Source organism: Pseudomonas sp., from assembly GCF_048269965.1.
Classification (GTDB): Bacteria; Pseudomonadota; Gammaproteobacteria; order Pseudomonadales; family Pseudomonadaceae; genus Aquipseudomonas.
Map to the genome: position 1 here is coordinate 67,067 of NZ_JBLWTV010000017.1, position 18,220 is coordinate 85,286.

20 protein-coding genes are annotated in these 18,220 nt (G+C 64.1%); 5 read left to right on the top strand and 15 right to left on the bottom strand.

Annotation, left to right across the window (positions count from 1 at the left end):
- Positions 1-2: 2 nt before the first annotated feature.
- Complete coding sequence (locus ACN0X6_RS18480) at positions 3-1,106, bottom strand: efflux RND transporter periplasmic adaptor subunit (protein WP_417706169.1); 1,104 nt, start codon at positions 1,104-1,106, stop codon at positions 3-5.
- 91 nt (positions 1,107-1,197) lie between these two features.
- Between ACN0X6_RS18480 and ACN0X6_RS18485 the strand changes: the two genes are divergently transcribed.
- A complete protein-coding gene (locus tag ACN0X6_RS18485) occupies positions 1,198-1,833 on the top strand; it encodes a TetR/AcrR family transcriptional regulator (RefSeq protein ID WP_417706171.1) in 636 nt (211 codons plus the stop codon).
- A gap of 11 nt (positions 1,834-1,844) precedes the next feature.
- On the opposite strand, the gene ACN0X6_RS18490 is transcribed toward ACN0X6_RS18485, so the two are convergent.
- The gene (locus tag ACN0X6_RS18490) at positions 1,845-2,630 is read right to left on the bottom strand and encodes a class I SAM-dependent methyltransferase (protein WP_417706173.1); all 786 of its coding nucleotides are present in this window, start codon (positions 2,628-2,630) and stop codon (positions 1,845-1,847) included.
- 105 nt (positions 2,631-2,735) lie between these two features.
- On the opposite strand from ACN0X6_RS18490, the gene ACN0X6_RS18495 reads away from it, so the two are divergent.
- The gene (locus tag ACN0X6_RS18495) at positions 2,736-3,503 is read left to right on the top strand and encodes a hypothetical protein (RefSeq protein ID WP_417706175.1); all 768 of its coding nucleotides are present in this window, start codon (positions 2,736-2,738) and stop codon (positions 3,501-3,503) included.
- 34 nt (positions 3,504-3,537) lie between these two features.
- Here ACN0X6_RS18495 and ACN0X6_RS18500 read toward each other — a convergent pair whose 3' ends face one another.
- The 7 genes from ACN0X6_RS18500 to ppc all read right to left on the bottom strand — a co-directional run bounded on the left by ACN0X6_RS18500 (position 3,538) and on the right by ppc (position 11,146).
- On the bottom strand, positions 3,538-4,239 hold the full coding sequence (locus tag ACN0X6_RS18500; protein ID WP_417706177.1) for an extensin family protein: 702 nt from the start codon (positions 4,237-4,239) through the stop codon (positions 3,538-3,540).
- 12 nt (positions 4,240-4,251) lie between these two features.
- Positions 4,252-5,121 carry a DUF72 domain-containing protein gene (locus tag ACN0X6_RS18505; protein ID WP_417706179.1) on the bottom strand — a complete coding sequence of 290 codons (870 nt, stop codon included), beginning with the start codon at positions 5,119-5,121 and terminating at the stop codon, positions 4,252-4,254.
- Between the two features lie 42 nt (positions 5,122-5,163).
- The gene (locus ACN0X6_RS18510; protein WP_417706180.1) at positions 5,164-5,508 is read right to left on the bottom strand and encodes a hypothetical protein; all 345 of its coding nucleotides are present in this window, start codon (positions 5,506-5,508) and stop codon (positions 5,164-5,166) included.
- Positions 5,509-5,621: 113 nt separating this feature from the next.
- A complete protein-coding gene (gene tsaB / locus ACN0X6_RS18515; protein ID WP_417706181.1) occupies positions 5,622-6,305 on the bottom strand; it encodes a tRNA (adenosine(37)-N6)-threonylcarbamoyltransferase complex dimerization subunit type 1 TsaB in 684 nt (227 codons plus the stop codon).
- A gap of 391 nt (positions 6,306-6,696) precedes the next feature.
- On the bottom strand, positions 6,697-7,458 hold the full coding sequence (locus ACN0X6_RS18520; protein WP_417706183.1) for a 5'-nucleotidase, lipoprotein e(P4) family: 762 nt from the start codon (positions 7,456-7,458) through the stop codon (positions 6,697-6,699).
- 180 nt (positions 7,459-7,638) lie between these two features.
- Positions 7,639-8,286, bottom strand: coding sequence for an adenylate kinase (gene adk / locus ACN0X6_RS18525; protein ID WP_017675094.1), 648 nt, complete (start codon positions 8,284-8,286; stop codon positions 7,639-7,641).
- Positions 8,287-8,509: 223 nt separating this feature from the next.
- Positions 8,510-11,146 carry a phosphoenolpyruvate carboxylase gene (gene ppc / locus ACN0X6_RS18530; RefSeq protein ID WP_417706185.1) on the bottom strand — a complete coding sequence of 879 codons (2,637 nt, stop codon included), beginning with the start codon at positions 11,144-11,146 and terminating at the stop codon, positions 8,510-8,512.
- A gap of 167 nt (positions 11,147-11,313) precedes the next feature.
- Here ppc and ACN0X6_RS18535 point away from each other — a divergent pair, with 167 nt between their 5' ends.
- The 3 genes from ACN0X6_RS18535 to ACN0X6_RS18545 all read left to right on the top strand — a co-directional run bounded on the left by ACN0X6_RS18535 (position 11,314) and on the right by ACN0X6_RS18545 (position 13,321).
- Positions 11,314-11,658: a pilin assembly protein gene (locus ACN0X6_RS18535; RefSeq protein WP_074682602.1), complete on the top strand. Its 345-nt coding sequence runs from the start codon at positions 11,314-11,316 to the stop codon at positions 11,656-11,658.
- Between the two features lie 416 nt (positions 11,659-12,074).
- Complete coding sequence (locus ACN0X6_RS18540; protein WP_417706187.1) at positions 12,075-12,488, top strand: DUF4398 domain-containing protein; 414 nt, start codon at positions 12,075-12,077, stop codon at positions 12,486-12,488.
- 47 nt (positions 12,489-12,535) lie between these two features.
- Complete coding sequence (locus ACN0X6_RS18545) at positions 12,536-13,321, top strand: OmpA family protein (RefSeq protein WP_417706189.1); 786 nt, start codon at positions 12,536-12,538, stop codon at positions 13,319-13,321.
- A gap of 144 nt (positions 13,322-13,465) precedes the next feature.
- Here ACN0X6_RS18545 and ACN0X6_RS18550 read toward each other — a convergent pair whose 3' ends face one another.
- From ACN0X6_RS18550 to ACN0X6_RS18575, 6 genes are all read right to left on the bottom strand, one after another.
- Positions 13,466-13,789: a hypothetical protein gene (locus ACN0X6_RS18550; RefSeq protein ID WP_160017347.1), complete on the bottom strand. Its 324-nt coding sequence runs from the start codon at positions 13,787-13,789 to the stop codon at positions 13,466-13,468.
- The gene (locus tag ACN0X6_RS18555; RefSeq protein WP_417706191.1) at positions 13,786-14,718 is read right to left on the bottom strand and encodes an alpha/beta hydrolase; all 933 of its coding nucleotides are present in this window, start codon (positions 14,716-14,718) and stop codon (positions 13,786-13,788) included. Before ACN0X6_RS18555 ends, ACN0X6_RS18550 begins: the two co-directional genes overlap by 4 nt.
- Positions 14,669-15,415 carry a TIGR00266 family protein gene (locus tag ACN0X6_RS18560; RefSeq protein ID WP_417706193.1) on the bottom strand — a complete coding sequence of 249 codons (747 nt, stop codon included), beginning with the start codon at positions 15,413-15,415 and terminating at the stop codon, positions 14,669-14,671. The genes ACN0X6_RS18555 and ACN0X6_RS18560 overlap by 50 nt, the downstream gene beginning before the upstream one ends.
- Before the next feature lie 90 nt (positions 15,416-15,505).
- Complete coding sequence (locus ACN0X6_RS18565; protein WP_417706195.1) at positions 15,506-16,795, bottom strand: flavohemoglobin expression-modulating QEGLA motif protein; 1,290 nt, start codon at positions 16,793-16,795, stop codon at positions 15,506-15,508.
- A gap of 8 nt (positions 16,796-16,803) precedes the next feature.
- The gene (locus ACN0X6_RS18570; RefSeq protein WP_417706197.1) at positions 16,804-17,355 is read right to left on the bottom strand and encodes a hypothetical protein; all 552 of its coding nucleotides are present in this window, start codon (positions 17,353-17,355) and stop codon (positions 16,804-16,806) included.
- Between the two features lie 43 nt (positions 17,356-17,398).
- Positions 17,399-18,112, bottom strand: coding sequence for a TetR/AcrR family transcriptional regulator (locus ACN0X6_RS18575; RefSeq protein ID WP_417706198.1), 714 nt, complete (start codon positions 18,110-18,112; stop codon positions 17,399-17,401).
- Between the last annotated feature and the right edge of the window lie 108 nt (positions 18,113-18,220).

Genomic DNA, 18,220 nt, shown 5'->3' on the forward strand with positions numbered 1-18,220 from the left:
GCTTACTCCTTGCCTGCCAGTTCGACGTTACGGTTGTCCCGATCGACCGGGCGTACCTGCTGGCCCTCGCGCAGAATCTGCACCCCGGCGGCGACCACCCAATCGGACGCGGCCAGCCCCTCCAGCACCGGCACACGCTCATCACCATAGGCGCCGACACGCACCGGGCGGCGTTGCACGATGTGCTCCTTGGGATCGACTACCCAGACGAACGCCTGCCCCTGCTCGGCGCTGAGTGCCGACAGCGGCACCGCCAGCGGTACCTCGCCATTGCTGGCGATGAATACCCGCGCGCTCTGCCCCAGTTCGGCCGGCACCTTGCCTTCGGTGAACGCGACACGGGCGGCGAAGGTGCGCGATTGGGGATCGGCCGCCGGCGCCATCTCGCGGATGCGCCCGGGGAAACGCTGATCAGGCTGCGACCACAGTTCGACCTCGACCACCTGCCCCATCTCGAAACGACCGAAGTTCTGCTCCGGCAGGCTGATCGACACCTCGCGCTCACCATCGGCAGCCAGGGTGAACACCGTCTGACCAGCCGCCACCACCTGCCCCACTTCGACCGCACGACGGGCGATCACGCCGTCCTGCGACGCTCGCAGCACGGCATAGTCGGTCTGATTGCGGGCCACGTCGTATTCGGCCTGGACCTGCTTCAGACGCGCTGCGCCAGCACGGTACTGATTCTCGACGTTGTCGAACTGCGAGCGACTGACCAGGTTGCGCCCCAGCAACGCCTTGTAGCGCTCACGCTCGGCGCGCACGGTCTGCAGGTTGGCATCGGCTGCCGCCATCTGCGCGCGTATGGCTTCCAGTTGCAGACGCACGTCCTGGGGGTCCAGTTCGGCCAGTGGCTGATCCTTCTTCACCCGGTCGCCGACATCCACCATGCGCTTGCTCACTTTGCCGGCGATACGGAAGGCCAGCTCCGGCTCGTAGCGTGCACGCACCTCGCCCGGGTAGCTGTCGACCAGAGCGCTAGCCGGCTGCGGCTGCACCACCATGGCAGGACGGATCGGTTGCTCCACCTGCTCACCGTTACCGCAGGCAGACAGCAGGGATACGAGAGCCAGAGACGCAACAAGCGGGAGAACGTGGCGGGACATGTGTAAGACCTTTCGGAGAAGGTTTGGAATATTTGTACTGGCGGGTATAGTAAAAATAGCAAACTCGCCAGTCCAGTATTAAAATCCGCCAATGCCTGACAAGTTGTTACAACCTTCCGGCCCCGGCCGCCCGAAGGATCCCGCCAAACGTCGTGCCATCCTCGAGGCGGCCAAGAGTCTGTTCCTGCGCAACGGTTACGACGGCAGCAGCATGGACGCCATCGCCGCTGAAGCAGGCGTTTCCAAGCTCACGGTTTACAGCCACTTCACCGACAAGGAGACCCTGTTCTCTGCGGCGATCAAGGCCAAGTGCGAGGAGCAGCTTCCCGAACTGCTGTTCGAACTGCCGGAAAACGTGCCGCTGGAGAGTCAGCTGCTGGGCATCGCGCGCGGCTTCCTGGCGCTGGTCAACAGCCGTGAATCGGTGGAAATGCACCGCATGATGGTGAACCTGGCCAGCCAGGGTTCGAAGCTGTCGCAGCTGTTCTACGAAGCGGGCCCGAAGCGGGTGCAGGAAGAGATGGAAGTGCTACTGCACAAGGCCGCCAAGCGCGGCCTGCTGAGCCTGGACAACCCGCATCTGGCCGCCGATCACTTCTTCAGCCTGCTCAAGGGCGGCGCGCATTTCCGCCTGCTGATCGGTTGTGGCGAACCCCTGGAGGGTGAAGCCGCCGAGCACCATGTACAGGATGCGGTGCAGCTGTTTCTGCGCGCTTACCGGCCCTGAACCGGCGGCGCCTATGCGCCGGCTTCCAGCTTCTTCTTCGGGTAAATGTCATAACGACTGGACTTGCCTTCCAGCACGTAGCCCGGCTTGCCACCTTCGATTGCAGGAGCCTTGCGCGGGCGCTTGACCACCACGCGATGAGTGGCCAGCGCCAGCGCCGCCTCAAGCAACGCCGGCGCATCCAGGTCATCGCCGACGAACGGGCGGAACAGGCGCATTTCCTTCTTAACCAGCGCACTCTTGTCGCGATGCGGGAACATCGGATCGAGGTAGATCACCTGCGGCGCCTCCCCCTGCCAGCGGCGCATCAGCTCGATGGCGTTACCGACAAGCAGATGCATGCGCGCCACGATGGGCGCCACGTCGAGGTTCAGCGCCGCACGCTGCAGACCGTCCTCCAGCAACGCCGCCACCAGCGGCTGACGCTCGATCAGCGTCATCTCGCAGCCCAGGCTGGCCAGCACGAACGAGTCGCGGCCCAGCCCGGCCGTCGCGTCGAGAATGCGCGGACGAATACCCGACTGTACGCCCACCGCCTTGGCGATCATCTGCCCGCTGCCACCGCCGAACTGGCGTCGATGCGCCGCTGCGCCCTCGACGAAATCCACCCGCACTGGGCCAGGCGCCTTGTCGCCCAGCTCCACCAGTTGCAGCCCGTCGTCTCCCAGCTGCAGAGCGAACTCGGTTTCCCCCTCTTGCGCCAGGCCCAGGCGCGACGCCCACCGGGCGGCTGCTTCAGCGTACTGGGGGTGCAGGGCTTGGATACGGATGCTGGCGTTGTGCCGCTCGTCGGTCATTGGCTCGTTCGCTCAAAAATCACTCAAAGCATCGACCACGCGGCCGATATCGAAGAAGCGGCATTCTGCCAGACCCGGCCGCCGACAGCCGCATCGAGAGTGAACATGTTCGACGCCCTCTCCGCACCACGCCCAAGCAGCAGCTCCGCCAGCCATCGTCGTCTCGATGAAGAGCTCGACAGTGTGGCGCACGAATCCATCAACTATCAGATTCTGCGCCGCACCCTTGGGATAGACGACGAACAGAAACCTGGAGAAATTGCCCGCGAGCTGCAGCAGGCAGCCGAGCCACCTGCCGTCTCCAGCAGTGCAGCCGCCGTCAGTCAGGCAGTGATCGACCAACGCGGCCTGGAACTGAATGTCAGCAGCGGACAAGCACCCCAGCAGGTCGACCCGCTGGTGCTGGATCTGGCCGGCAACGGTTTTTCCACCAGCGGACTGAGCCGCCCGGTGAGCTTCGACCTGGACGCCGATGGACGCATGGACTCGATCAGCGTACCCACCAATGACGATGCACTGCTGGCGCTGGATCGCAATGGCAACGGGCGTATCGACGATGGCCGCGAGCTGTTCGGCGACCAGCATGGCGCCGTCAACGGTTTTGCCGAACTGGCCCGCGTCGACGAAAACGGCGACGGCCGTATCGATGCGGCCGATGCCGTGTTCGACCAGCTGCGCCTGCTGCGTTTCGATGCCCAGGGCCGCCAGCAGTTGCAGACGCTGGGCGAAGCCGGCGTCAGCGCCATCGACCTGCACGCCCGCGACGTCGGCATCGCCCTGGGCGCTTACGACCAGATCGCCCAGCTGGGCCGCTTCGAATTCGCCGATGGACGCCAGGGACAGGCGGCCGATCTGCTGTTGGCCAAGCGCTAGGGATGGCGAAGCTTTTTCGTTGCCGTAGGGCGCCTCAGCGACACATCCGCCACAGCCCCATATCCACATGAAAGTGATCGCGGTGGGCGGCGTTGTAGTCCGGCCCCAGCGTCAGGTTGAAACTGTCGCAGGCCGCTTCCTGCACCAGACGCAGAAAGCGCGCCTTGTCGCCCTGCCCCGGCCAGTCACGCAGCACGCTGATGTGCTGACCGTCGCGCAGACGGAAGCCGACCATATCCAGCGCATTGGCATAGGAATGCTGGCTGGGCCGCTGACTGCCGGCGATGCTGCGACAGGCGAAGCTGCCGACATGCTCGACGCGGCTCACCGGCTGGCCGAACACCGCCTGCGCAGCCGGCTGCAGCCCATGTCGCTCGAACAGGGCGAAGCTCACCGCCAGCGGACAGGTGGCCATGAAGCTGCTGCTCAGGCCAACGCTGGCACCCTGGATGCGCACGGCGTTCTCCACCGGGCAGCCCGGGTGCGGCGTGCTGTCGGCCAGACGGCTGAAACGCAGCCCGGACGTCGCCAGGGCCAGGTCGCACAGTTCACGATCCTCACCCAGACGCCAGAGCTTGAAGGGGGTCAGCAGATTCGGCGCCTCTCGCACATCCAGCGGCGCCCAGGGGTTGAAGCGCGGCGCCACATCCAGCCATCCACGCCACAGCGCCACCAGTAGCGCTGCGCCCAGCAGCAGGGAGAGCAACAGCAAGCGGCCGATTATCCGTATCAGCATATTCATCCTCCATCAGAGCAAGCCGAGCTGCTCCAGTTCCGGTTCCGTGTGCAATACCGGCAGTTCGGGCAAACCTGGCAGCCGCAGCATCAGTTGTTCGTGAAACCGCCGCGCCAGTTCCGGCGCCAGGCGGTTGTCCGAGGTGTGCGCGAATACGTAGGGCGACAGCCCCTGCTCGATCCAACCGGCGACCTTGTCCAGCCAGGGCTGCATGAAGGGGTCGTTGGCCAGTAACTCGGGATGACCGATGAAGCGCAACTGCGGGCCCTGACTGAACGCAGTGGGCCGAGTCGGCAGGCGCGGTTTCTTCCCCTGCGCATGCAGCACGGCGGGCTCCTGCGAATCGCAGCTGAACAGCGCACGCGAATCCAGGCAGATGCGCTCGATACCACGCTCGTGCAGCAGGCGATTGAGCACGCGCTCGGCATCGCCCTTGGCGAAGAATTCCGGGTGGCGCACTTCTATCGCCAGAGACCAGTCACCCCACTGCTCGATGAACGCCGCCAGCTCCGCCAACCGCGACGGTCCGAAGCTGGCCGGCAGCTGCAGCCAGTAAGGCGCTACCCGTTCGCCGAGCGGCGCCAGCAACTGGCGAAACTGCGTGACCTCATCCAGTTGCTGGCAGAGATCCTCGCTATGACTGATGTCTCGCGGCAACTTGGCGCAGAAGCGAAAGTGCGTCGGCATCACCTGCGCCCAGCGCGTCACCGTTTGCTCGTTGGGTCTGGCGTAGAACGTCGTGTTGCCTTCCACCGCGTTGAACACCTCGGTGTAGCGGCTGAGAAACTCGGCTGGCCGGGTATCCTGCGGATACAGCGTGGCTCGCCAGGCAGCTTCGCTCCAGGACGGACAACCAAGGTAATAGGGAAGCGCAGCGCTCATCGATCGGTTTGGCAGGCCTGGCTGAGAGGGCGTGAAACGGGGTTACGCGTAGAGATCGAGGCCGAGCACTTCCTGCGCATCGTACTCGCTGGCGTAAGCGGCGGTGGTGCTGTAGCTGGCCAGCGCCTGAGCGGCACGGTTGCTCAGCGCAGGCTGTTGATAACCGAGGTCCTGCGCACGGCTCGGCAGGCTATCGGTGTTACTGCTGCTGGCCTGCACACGGCGAATCTGCGGCGTCTGCTCCAGCCCCTGGCTGCTGGCCGGGGCAGCCGGCTGTTCGCGCTGAGCCTCGACCTCCCGCTGCGCCTCACGATAGGGCGTGACCGCGGTGCCCGAACGGGGGCCGCGATCTGGCGAGTAGGAAGGTAGGTAACCGTCGATCCGCATCTAGGACTGCTCGGTGGGCTCGGCTGAACAAGGGACAGTGCTGGCAATGTAGCGGCGGGCATCGTCCTTGGCAAATGCCAAGGGGATTCCGGCGCCAGGCATCCGACCAGTTGTCATGCCGGCGGCGCTTTCGGCGTGGCGACCTGATCACGCAGGTACACCGGCTGCGCCTGATCGGCCGGCACCGCCTCGCCACGCGCCCAGGCAAAGCGGGCCAGGCTCAGCAGGTCTTCGGCATGTGGCAGCATGCTGCCATCCATGCGCGTCGGCGTGAGGGCGATACGCGCGGCGAAGGTGCCCCAACCGGTGCCGGCGCCGAACCACTCGCCCTCGCTGCCACGCGGCGCCTCGGCGTGCTCCGGCGGCAACACTGCCTCCTGACCGAGCAGACGCATCTCGCCAGCCTCGGCGCGGTAGCAGCCCCAATAGACTTCGTCCATGCGTGCATCGATGGCGGCTGCGACCTGGGTCGCGCCCTGCTCACGCTGCGCACGCTGAGCCAACACGGCCAGATTGGAGACCGGCAGCACCGGTCGATCCAGGGCAAAGGCCAACCCCTGCACCACGCCGATGGCGATGCGCACACCGGTGAATGCACCCGGGCCACGGCCGAAGGCGATGGCATCCAGCGCCGATGCGGCGATACCCGCCTCTCCCAGCAGTTGCTGAATCATTGGCAACAGGCGCTGCGCGTGCATGCGCGGGGCGACTTCGTAGTGGCTGAGCACGCGACCATCGTGCAGCAGCGCGACGGAGCAGGCTTCGGTAGCGGTATCGAGGGCCAGGAGAGTGGTCATTGCATTCGGACAGCTGAAGAAAAAAGAGCCGGCATTAGACCGGCTCGACGACATTTTTTCCAGCGCCATGACGGCGCCCGGCTCGCGCCGAGCGACCGACGGGCGCCCTTGGAGCCTGCTCAAAGTCTCGCGAGCTAGAGCAATGCAAGGCGCAACGACCCACGGGAGTAACAGCCGAAGGCTGGCCCGAAGGGTGAGCGCCAGCGAATCAAACAGGCGAGGAACGGTCGGAGTCGCGGGCGACTGTACTTTTGTACATGAGCATTACTCACTTCGTTCGCCCTTCGGGCCGCGCTAAAGCGCGTTAGCCGCAAACGGCTTCCGACCGGGCTGGCGCTCCAGCCTGTTTTAACGCCGCAGGGCCGACGCGCAGCAGACTTTGAACAGGCTCTTACCAGGGCTCGACTACCGGCTCTGCCTCCCAGCCTTTGAGCGGCGCCTTGGACCAGGTGCCGTAGCCGGCATTGGGGAACACGATCCACTCCACGCCCCACTTGCCCGACTCTTCGGCGACGGTCTTGCGCTGTGCGTCGAGCGGTGTCTTGCGGAAACGTGCGTCGAAATCATGCAACGTGTCACCCAGCAGCAGGATGATCTGCTGATCGGCGCTGACGATGGCGCGGCGCTCGACCTTGGGCGGCCCGAGCAGCAGCACGCTCTGCTCCGATACCTGCGGCAGACCCAGCTTGCTCAACGTGGCCAGGGTGTACTTCTTCTGCTCGTCGGCGCGGTCGGAGATATAGCGGATGGTCACGCCGAGCCTGTCGGCGTGCTCGAGGAATTTCTTCGCACCTGGGATCAGCACGGGAGTGCCGTCACGCTCCCAGGGCAGCCAGGTGTCCCAGGCGTCGTACTGGTGACAGTTGGCCAGATCACGCGCCAGCAGCGCGCTGTTGTCGATCACGGTTTCATCGAGATCGGTGACGATGGCCAGCTTCGACGGATCCTTCGCCGCCGCCACAGCCTTGTCGAGTTTCTCCGTGGCGATGTTGTAGGCCTGCAACTGCAACGCCTGGATTTCCGCGGACTGCTGCTGAAAGCGCAAGCCCATGGTGAATTCGGTGACGGAGCAATCCGCCGCGGTGTCGGCAAATGTCAGCTCAGTAGCCAGCAGCGATACCGCAAGGCCCAGCCAGATGCGTTTCTCGGTCATTGAATGCCCTCTTCCTTATAGGTTATCGACACGCCCCGACGCAGGCCGGAGGCTGCATCCTCGATACTAGCCGGCACGCATTGCGCGGCCATGCTTGAGAACGACCAGAACGTACCAGGTTCCATAAACGAACAAGGCCCCTTGTGGGGCCTTGTCATGATGACAGCTGGCGATCTGAACTCAGTCCAGAGCCGCCAGAGTCTTCGCGGTGATCTCTTCGACGCTGCCGACACCCGGAATATGGCTGTATTTCGGGGTACCGGATGCAGCGGAGAGTTTCTGATAGAAGTCCACCAGCGGCTTGGTCTGCGAGTGGTAGACGGACAGGCGATGACGCACGGTTTCTTCCTTGTCGTCTTCGCGCTGAACCAGCTCTTCACCGCTGATGTCGTCCTTGCCGGCAACCTTCGGCGGGTTGTACTCGGTGTGGTAGACGCGGCCGGAAGCCGGGTGAACACGGCGGCCGGACAGACGCTTGACGATCTCCTCGTCTTCCACGGCGATTTCAACCACGTGATCCAGAGCGACGCCAGCATCACGCAGCGCTTCGGCTTGCGGAATGGTGCGCGGGAAACCATCGAACAAAAAGCCATTGGCACAATCGGCCTGAGCGATGCGCTCCTTGACCAGATTGATGATCAGGTCGTCGGAGACCAGACCACCAGCGTCCATCACGCTCTTGGCCTTCAGACCAAGCTCGGTGCCAGCCTTGACCGCAGCACGCAGCATGTCGCCAGTGGAGATTTGCGGAATGCCGAATTTCTCGGTGATGTAGCGAGCCTGGGTACCTTTGCCGGCACCGGGCGCCCCCAGCAGAATCACGCGCATCGATGTGCTCCTCAAGAGTTATGTAGTAATCGGTCGGACTCGCCTCGTGGGGCCAATCTCTTGAATGTAGTGCGGCAGCCGTAGCGGCCAAAAGGCTGCTCAAGATACACAGCGCACCCCAGGCGCACAAGCCGCCAAAAGTCGGATAAAAACCCTCCTCCCGGCGGCCTGGACCTGCTTCGCGGCGCAGGTCAGGCAGTTGTCCACCAGCGCCCGCTGCCCTTCACCCCGTGTTGCGCAAGCCCGCTGCAATACCGGCAACACTGACCAGCAAGGCCTGTTCGAGAGGGCTCTCCGGCGCCTGTTCACGTTGCCGGCAGCGCGCCAGCAGCTCGGCCTGCAACAGGTGCAGCGGGTCGAGGTAGGTGTTGCGCACGCTGATCGATTCCAGGGTTTCCGGGTTATGCGCGAGCAGGCGCGACTGGCCGGTCAGTTCCAGCACGGCAGCGCACGCCTGCGACAATAGGTCGCGTAACTGCGCACCCAGCGCCTGCAGCGCCGGTTCGACCAGGCGCTCGTCATACAGGGCAGCGATATTGGCGTCTGCCTTGGTCAGGACCATTTCCAGCATGTCGATGCGCGTACGGAAGAACGGCCATTGCTCGCGCATGCTTTTCAGCAGCTCGGCATCACCGCCTTGCAGGGCTTGTCCCAGTGCCTGCTCCCAGCCAAGCCAGGCCGGCAACATCAGCCGCGTCTGGGTCCAGGCGAAGATCCACGGGATCGCCCGCAGACTCTCCACACCACCTTCGCGCCGCTTGGCCGGGCGACTGCCCAGCGGCAAGCGGCCGAGCTCCTGCTCCGGCGTGGCCTGACGGAAATATTCGACGAACTGTGGATGCTCGCGCACCACCCCGCGATAGGCCTTCACGCCGACATCGGCAAGGCGATCCATCATCGCCCGCCAGCTCGGCTCCGGCGCCGGCGGTGGCAGCAGCGTGGCTTCCAGCACTGCTGCCAGATAGAGGTTGAGGTTCTGCTCGGCGATATCCGGCAGACCGAACTTGAAGCGGATCATTTCCCCCTGCTCGGTGGTGCGGAAACGCCCTGCCACCGAGCCGGGCGGTTGCGACAGGATGGCCGCGTGAGCAGGGCCACCACCACGGCCGACGGTGCCACCGCGACCGTGGAACAGCAGCAGTTCGACCTGATGCTCGCGACACAGGCGCACCAATTCCTCCTGAGCGCGGTACTGCGCCCAGGCCGCGGCGGTTGTACCGGCATCCTTGGCCGAATCGGAATAACCGATCATCACTTCCTGCGGGCCATGCAGGCGCGCACGATAGCCGGGCAACCCCAGCAGGCGGTCGATCACCGGCCCGGCATGATCCAGATCGGCCAGGGTTTCGAAAAGTGGCACCACCCGCATCGGTCGGCGCAACCCGGCCTCTTTCAGCAGCAGTTGCACGGCCAGCACATCGGAGGCGGCACCGGCCATGGAGATCACGTAGGAGCCCAGCGAGGCGGCAGGCGCAGCCGCCACCTCACGGCAAGTCGCCAGCACTTCGGCAGTATCGGCCGAAGGGCGATAGTCGCTTGGCAGCAGTGGCCGGCGGTTTTCCAGCTCGCGCTGGAGAAAGCTCAGGCGCGTCTCCTCGTCCCATTCGGCGTAGCGACCGAGGCCCAGGTAATCGGTGATTTCCGACATCGCCGCAGCGTGCCGGGTGGAATCCTGGCGAACATCGAGGCGCACCAGAAACAGGCCGAAAGTGGCTGCTCGACGCAGGCAATCGAGCAGCGGACCATCGGCGATGACGCCCATACCGCAGGCATGCAGCGACTGGTAGCAGAGCTGCAGCGGCGCCAGCAGATCATGGTTGTCACGCAACACTGCCGTGCTGGGCGCCACCTCGGCAGTGAGCGCCTGCTGCGCCCAGCTGCGCGTTTCGCGCAGACGCTCGCGAAGCTGCTTGAGCAATGCGCGGTAGGGTTCGGCACTGTCGCCCACCTGCGCGCGCAGTTCGTCACTGGCCTGCTGCATGGACAGCTCCGCAGCCAGATTGTCGACGTCGCGCAGGTAAAGATCGGCGGCCATCCAGCGCGCCAGCAGCAACACCTCACGGGTCACGCGCGCCGTGACATTAGGGTTGCCGTCACGATCACCGCCCATCCACGAGGCGAAACGAATCGGCGCAGCCTCCAATGGCAGACGCAGGCCGGTGGCGGCCTGCAGGCTCTGATCGGCGCGGCGCAGGAACTGCGGCACAGCCTGCCACAGCGAATGCTCGATGACGGCGAAGCCCCATTTGGCCTCGTCCACCGGGCTGGGCCGGCTACGACGGATTTCCTCGGTGTGCCAGGCTTCGGCGATCAGCCGCTGCAGACGCTGGGCGATGCGTTCACGCTCGGCTGGCAACAGGTCGCAGTGATCCAGTGCCGTCAGCTGCGCGGCGATCGCATCGTATTTCTGGATCAGCGTACGCCGCGCCACTTCGGTGGGGTGCGCCGTCAGCACCAGCTCGATGTCCAGGCGCCCCAGCTGGCGCGCCAGTTCATCACTGCCCTGTCCGGCGGCGAGCAGACGTTCGAGCAATTCGTCGAGCACGCGCAACTCGAACGGCTCGGGCTCACCGGCACGGCGGCGACGCACACGATGCTGCTGCTCGGCGATGTTGGCCAGGTTGAGAAACTGATTGAAGGCTCGTGCCACCGGTAACAGTTCGTCGTCACCCAGATCGCCCAGGGTGCTGGTCAACTCCTCGGCACCCGCCGCAGAGCCGCGACGACCGGCTTTGGCCGACTTGCGTATGCGTTCGATCTTGTCGAGAAACTCGTCGCCTAGCTGGGTGCTGATGGTGTGCCCGAGCAACTCGCCGAGCAGGTGCACCTCTTCACGCAGGCGCGCATCGATTTCCGCCATGTCGCACTCCTTATCCCGGTTAGTGTCAACAGAGTGCCCAGCGCGCCAACTTCTTACAAGGGTGCGACGCGTACCCAGGCAGGCCTGCGTGCTGGGACTAGGCTTACTGACAGGCGTAGTGGATGCGCTAGCCGGCATCAGCTGCGCCCCCCGTGAGGAGTGACGACATGAGAATTCGCGAACTGGCAAAACACTGGGAACAGAATGCCAAGGGGCACCTGACCCCGACCCGCTATCACATTCATCTGGATGTCGAGTCGGCCGCCCGCCTGGCGGCGCTCACCGAGATGTACCCCAAGCACCACAGCGAGGAACTGCTCGGCGAGCTGATCGGGGCGGCGCTCGAGGAGCTCGAGGCCAGCCTGCCCTACGTGCGCGGCAGCAAGGTGGTGGCACTGGACGAACAGGGCGACCCGCTGTACGAGGACATAGGGCCCACACCGCGCTTTCTGGCGCTGTCGCGCAAGTACCTGCGTGAGCTCAGTGAAACGGGCAAGGGTACGAGCCACTGATGCTGGGAAGGCGCTCATTCGTTCGATATATCGTTCAGTTCCGCTTGTTTAGAGCCTGAACGCCGAATATCCAAGCTGCTTTACGCAATAGCGACAGCGACCCTGGACGTTTCAGGGGCGCCTTTGTCGCGGCCACCAGCAACCTGCCAAAAACTCATAAGCCAGATTCCACAAGGGCTTGAGGCTTATCAACGAGCCTCACCGCCCGCTTCGAGGACGGCCAGAGCAGTGATTACCTGACTGGCCGGTCATCCATTAAATCATGAGCTAACTGTCTTTTTTTCTGAACCATTCGAAAAACGTGCGGGTCCCAACTGCAGGCCATCGCGGCACGCCAATATCGCCAAGACCCTTGGTAGACGGGCAGCACGATGGACCAATTGCCACGGATATCGTCGTTCATAGGAGTGTTTCAAATGGAGTTAGCCGCCATGAAGACCCATACCGAGAAAGCCCCACGCAGCCGCCTGCACGGGATCAAACTGGCCGCCCTGGCACTGGGTGGCAGCCTGGTACTGGCTGGCTGTGCGGGTAACCCGCCCAGCGAGCAATACGCCGTGACGCAGTCTGCCGTGAACTCGGCGATCAGTGCCGGCGGTACCGAGTTTGCCGCCGTGGAAATGAAGTCCGCGCAGGACAAGCTCAAAGAAGCCGAACTGGCCATGCATGAGGAAGAGTACGAGAAGGCCCGCCGCCTGGCTGAACAGGCTGAGTGGGACGCCCGACTCGCCGAGCGCAAGGCCCAGGCCGCCAAAGCCGAGCAGGCACTGCAAGACGCCCGTCAGGGTGTTCAGGAACTGCGTGAGGAAGGCATGCGCAACGCTCAGTGAGCGCCATGCACCCCACCCATTCGCTGACAGATCAAAGGATGAACGCCATGCGTAAACACGTGATGATCCCCGCCCTTCTGGCCCTGAGCGTCGGCCTGGCCGCCTGCTCGCACCAGCCCAATGCCAACCTGGAGTCGGCGCGTAGCAACTTCTCCTCCCTGCAGAGTGATCCGCAGGCGAGCAAGGTCGCGGCGCTGGAAACCAAGGAAGCCCAGGAATGGCTGAACAAGGCCGACAAGGCCTACATGGAAAAGGAAGACGAGAAGAAGGTCGACCAACTGGCCTACCTGACCAACCAGCGCGTCGAGGTGGCCAAGCAGACCATCGTGCTGCGCAATGCCGAAGCCGAGCTGAAGAATTCCTCGGCGCAGCGCGCCCAGGCCCTGCTCGATGCTCGTGATGCGCAGATCCGCAAGCTGCAGAACAGCCTCAACGCCAAACAGACCGAACGCGGCACGCTGGTGACCTTTGGTGACGTCCTGTTCGACTTCAACAAGGCCGAACTCAAGAGCAGCGCGCTGCCCAATGTCACCGAACTGGCGCGTTTCCTTCAGGAGAATCCGGAGCGCCAGGTGATCGTCGAGGGTTATACCGACAGCGTCGGCTCGGCCAGCTACAACCAGGGCCTGTCCGAGCGCCGCGCCGAGTCCGTACGCCGCGCCCTGGTACGCGCTGGCGTAGCGCCGACGCGCATCGTCGCCCAGGGGTATGGCAAGGAGTATCCGGTCGCGGACAACGCCAGCGACTCCGGTCGCGCGCAGAACCGTCGCGTGGAGGTGACCATCTCCAACGACAACCAGCCGGTCGCTCCGCGTTCGGCTACCGGCGCCTGACAGCCAGCCGGAATGAAGAAACCCGCCTGACGGCGGGTTTCTTTTTTGCCGTAGGGTGCGCCATGCGCACCGATAACACTCACGCCGAGGCTTCGGTGCGCACGGCCTAGGCGGCCCCGCGACTCCCTACGTATGCGTTTTGTCTTACTGCTCCAGCCCCGGGGTTTCCTGGCCCATGCAGCGCACAGCCTGCTTCTTGTTGTCCACCAGCACACCGGTCAGCCCCTTCTGCTGCAGATCGAACAACACCAGCACGCCATCGATGCACTGCGCCACCTGGTTGGCCGGTTTCAGCGAGACCTTGTAATCCTCACCCGGTACGGTCTTGAGCATGGTGAAATCGGACAGCAGCAGCGCATCTTCCGGTTTGGCGAAATGCACGTAGCCGTAGTACCAGAGCACGCCGATGGTGCCGACGATGCTGGCGACACCCGTGAAGATGAGGGGAATGGGATTACGTTCGGTCATTGCGGACTCTCTGTTGCGGATTCGGTAGCCGGCCCCTGGCGTTCGACAAAAGCCTGCGGCGCGCTGAAGAACGCCAGCAGCGACTGGCGCCAGGCGGGCTCGGCAAAGGTTTGCACGTGCAGCCCACCGGTCGCCTGAAAGGCGCGTGGCGGGCGCGCAGCTTGATACAAACGCTGGCCATTGGAAAGCGGCACGATCGTATCGTCAACACTGTGATAGATCAGCAGCGGCAAGCCGGCGAGTCGATCGATGCGGTGAATCGCGCTGTCACCATCCGGCACCAACCAGGACAGCGGCACCTGCAGCGGCCAGGTCAGCCAGGAGGTGCTCAGGGCATGCCGGGCCACGTCGCGATAACTGGCTGGCACACCATCGAGCGCCATGGCCTGCACGCCTGAGCGACGCTCGGGATGCTCGGCCAGGTAGTGCACGGCCAATGCGCCACCGAGGCTCTGCCCCAACACCAACAGCGGCAAGCCCTGCACCTGCGGCGCCTGTTCGAGCCAGGCGAAGGCTGCATCGATATCCTGATAGACCTCCGGCAGTCGCGGCTTGCCTGCGGACAGACCGTAGCCACGATAATCCAGCATCAGCACCTGATAGCCCTGTTCCGGCAGCCAGTGAACGCCACCCAGGTGCCAGGCCAGATTGCCGCCATTGCCATGCAGATGCAGCACCGTGCCCTTGACCTTCACCCCGGCCTTGGCCGGCAGCCACCAGGCATGCAGGCGCGTGCCATCGGCGGCGCGCAGTTCGATATCGCGGTATTCCAGGCCGGCGCGAGCCGGAGTGATGGGCAGGCCAGGTTCCGGGTAGAACAACAGGCCGCTGCAACCAGCCAAGCACAGGCTGGCCAGCAGCAAGGCCAGTACTCGCAGGCTACTTGCCACCCGCGCGCACCTCTTCGCGCGCCTGCACGGTCGCGGCATAGACACGTTCGGCCAGACGCGAGAACGGCAGGCTCTGGATCCACACCGTACCGGTGCCTTTGAGGGTGGTCAGCAAGATGCCTTCGCCACCGAACAGCATGCTCTTGAGGCCGCCGGCCAGGGCGATGTCGTAGTCGATGCCGCTGCTGAAAGCCACCAGGCAGCCGGTGTCCAGACGCAGCGTCTCGTTGTTCAGCTCCTTGCGGATCACCGTGCCACCGGCATGCACGAAGGCCAGGCCATCGCCTTCGAGCTTCTGCAGGATGAAGCCCTCGCCACCGAAGAAGCCGGCACCCAGGCGCTTGGCGAAACTGATACCGATGCGGGTGCCATGTGCGGCACAGAGGAAGGCGTCCTTCTGGCAAATCAGCCGGCCGCCGACCTGCGCCAGGTCGATGGGCACCACGGTGCCCGGATAAGGCGCGGCGAAGGCGACCCGCGCCTGGGTCTTCCCGCCATTGCTGAAGTGGGTCATGAACAGCGACTCGCCGGTGAGCATGCGCTTGCCGACGCTCCACAGCTTGCCCAGCAGCCCACTGGACGAACCGTCACCCATGCGCGTCTCGAAGCGCACGCCGTCGGTCATGTAGTTCATCGCACCGGCCTCGGCGATCACCGTCTCGCCAGGGTCGAGGATGATCTCCACCGATTGCGCCGAAGTGCCGAGGATTTCGTATTCGAGTTGATGGCTGGGCACTTGCGGGTCTCCGGGGTGGGCCACGACGTTGCAAACCTGACGATGCGCTGCGGCAGCGGTGCGCGCGGCGCAGCCTACGTGCAGTGTGATTCAGAGGATGTTGGCGTAGTCCGCTTCGATGCGATCCAGGCTCAAATGGTTGAGGAAGTTGGAGAAGCACATCCAGGCCGACAGTGCGTTCATGTCCTGAAACTGCGGCGGCAGATACTTGGGCGGCAGCACCAGCCCCTCGTCCACCAGCTTGCGCAGCGTGCGCATGTCTTCCAGGGTGGTCTTGCCACAGAACAGCAGCGGAATCTGCTCCAGCTTGCCTTTGCGCACCGCCAACTGGATGTAGTTGTAGATGAGGATGAAGCCCTTCAGGTAGGACAGATCCTTGGTGAACGGCAGCCCCGTCGGCAGCGAGCCGCGAAACACCCGGCTGGCATTGCTGTAGCCGCCTTCCAGGCCATAACCCTGCTCGCGGAAGAACTCGAACACCTCGAGAAAATCTGCGCCCTCCTCGGCCATGTGGATGGCGCGGGTGCGGTTGGTCAGCTTGCGCAAACGCGTGGGGTAGGAGGCGAAGGCGATCACCTCCATGAGAATTGCCAGGCCCTCCTGGGTCACCGTCGATGAAGGCGGGCCCTTGGCCAGAAAGGTGCAGATCGGCTGGTTGAGGCCGTTGAGCGTGGTGCCAACGTGCACCAGCCCTTCATGCACCTCCAGCGCCTTGACGTCGCGCTCGTTGAAGCGCGCATCGCTGCGGATCTTGATGTAGTCAGCGCCGGCGGCAGCATCGGCAAGGATACCGTCGGACTCGAACACGCGGATGGTGTCGTCGCCGAATACCCCGGCCAGGCGCTGCTGCAGAATATTCACCGCATCACTGGCCCCGAGGGTCTTGGCCTCGTCTTCCAGATCACCACGCGCGGCGATGTTGTTGAGGTAGTCCGACAGCATCAGACCCAGGTCGGCCAAGGTCGGATCGCCAGCATGGAAGGCGTCGGAGGCAGCGCCATACAGCTCCTGGCTGATCAGGCCGAAGTCCTCGGTGCCACGCGCCTCGAGCATGCGGATGACCATGCGGTATTCCTTGCACATGCGCCGCATGATCTGCCCGACCGGGTTGAACTGGCCGAGCTGGCGGGTGATGTCGCGCTCGATGTTCTGAAATTCCAGCTTCTTCGCGGTGGCATCGAAGGCCAGCGGCCGACTCAGGTAGTAGTCGCGATCCACGGCCGGCAGCTGCTTGCCCTTGGCCTTGAGAAAGCCGTCACGGATGCCGTCGTCCCACTTCACCGCATCGAGTATGCGGATGGGCGTTTGCGCGTCGACGATGCGGTCACTGAGGGCACGAATACAGAGTTGGTAGTCGTCCAGTTTTTGCTGGCTGTTCATTGCAGTTCCTACTCGGCGGCCCGCTGATAGCGCGCCACCTCGACGAACAGGTCGGCATTGGCCGGGTCGTCGAGGTAGGCGAACACCTTGTCCAGCGGGCTGGTGATCAATGCACCGTCAGCTTCGGGCATGGGTACGGTCTGCCCTTCCAGCAGGCCCTTGTCCATATCCTGAAGAATGCGGTCGGTGTCGAGGTTGTACAGCACCAGCTCGTTGTCCCGGGTCAGCTCGAAACCGGCGATGGCGAAGTTGGCACCCAGGCTCTTCGGCAAGCCCGCCGAGAGGTACCAGCGGCGGCCATGATGAGCGACGGTGAAACCGAACTCCTCGAAGCTACTTTCGTTGTCCGCACTGCCCTCGTAGATGCGCGCCAGGTAGAGGTTGGAGCCGGCACGGGTGATTTCCAGAAACAGCTGATCCCCCCACTCGTCCTGCCGAGTCCATTCGCCCAGCAGTGGTATGGGCGCAGCCTCGTTGGCCGGAATCGGGTCCTTGAAGGTGACCAGGCAACCACTCAACAGCAGGAAGGACAGGGCGACCAATGCGCGCCAGGCTTTCATTTCGCTCTCCTTGTGAAGGCCGTTCGACCCGATGATCGACGGTTTACAACCCCAGAACCAAGTTCATGTAGCGTTTAAGGATGGCCAGCATTCCTTGGCTGTCCAGGTGCTCTACACCGTCTAGCAGGCCCTGATACTCCATCCGCACGATGGCGGCCGTCAACAGCACGGCATCCTGTTCGGGCTGGCGCGAGCCCAGTACCTCGAAGAAGTGCGTGACACCCTGCTGCAGGATCTGCCGGTGGGCTCGCACCAGCTCGCGCAGCCGTGGGTTGAGCAGGGCTTCCTGCTGGAACGCCTGCTCGGCGATCAGGTGATCACGACGCTCATGCAACTGGCGCTGCACGTACTGCACCGCCAGAGCGGCGATCTCGTCGGCCAGTTGCCGACGCGCCTGTTCGCCGCCATCCAGGCGCCCGACCATCTCCTCCAGCACACCCCGGGTACTGGCCCAGAAGGCTGCCATCTGCGCAGCGCTGCGCTCGACGAACTGGGCGAAGGTATCGGTGATCAGGTCATCGATATCCTTGAAATAGTAGGTCGTGGCCGACAAGGGTACCTGCGCCTCGGCCGCCACCGCGCGATGGCGCACGGCGCGCACGCCATCACGCACGATGATGCGCATGGCGGCATCGAGAATCGCCTGGCGGCGCTGCTCACTGCCCTGACGACTGGCCTTGCGGCCCTGGTACTGGACGCTTTCGGCGACGGCATTGGCTGCCTGGGTGGCATTCGGGGACGCGGGCACGGAGCTCAAGATGGGTCGACCCTCTGGGTTCTGGTTATGACAGGGAGAGTAATGGCTTGGACAGGCAAGCAAAAGGCTCCGTTTCGCTTGCAGCCCGGGCGACCGGTGACATCGCCG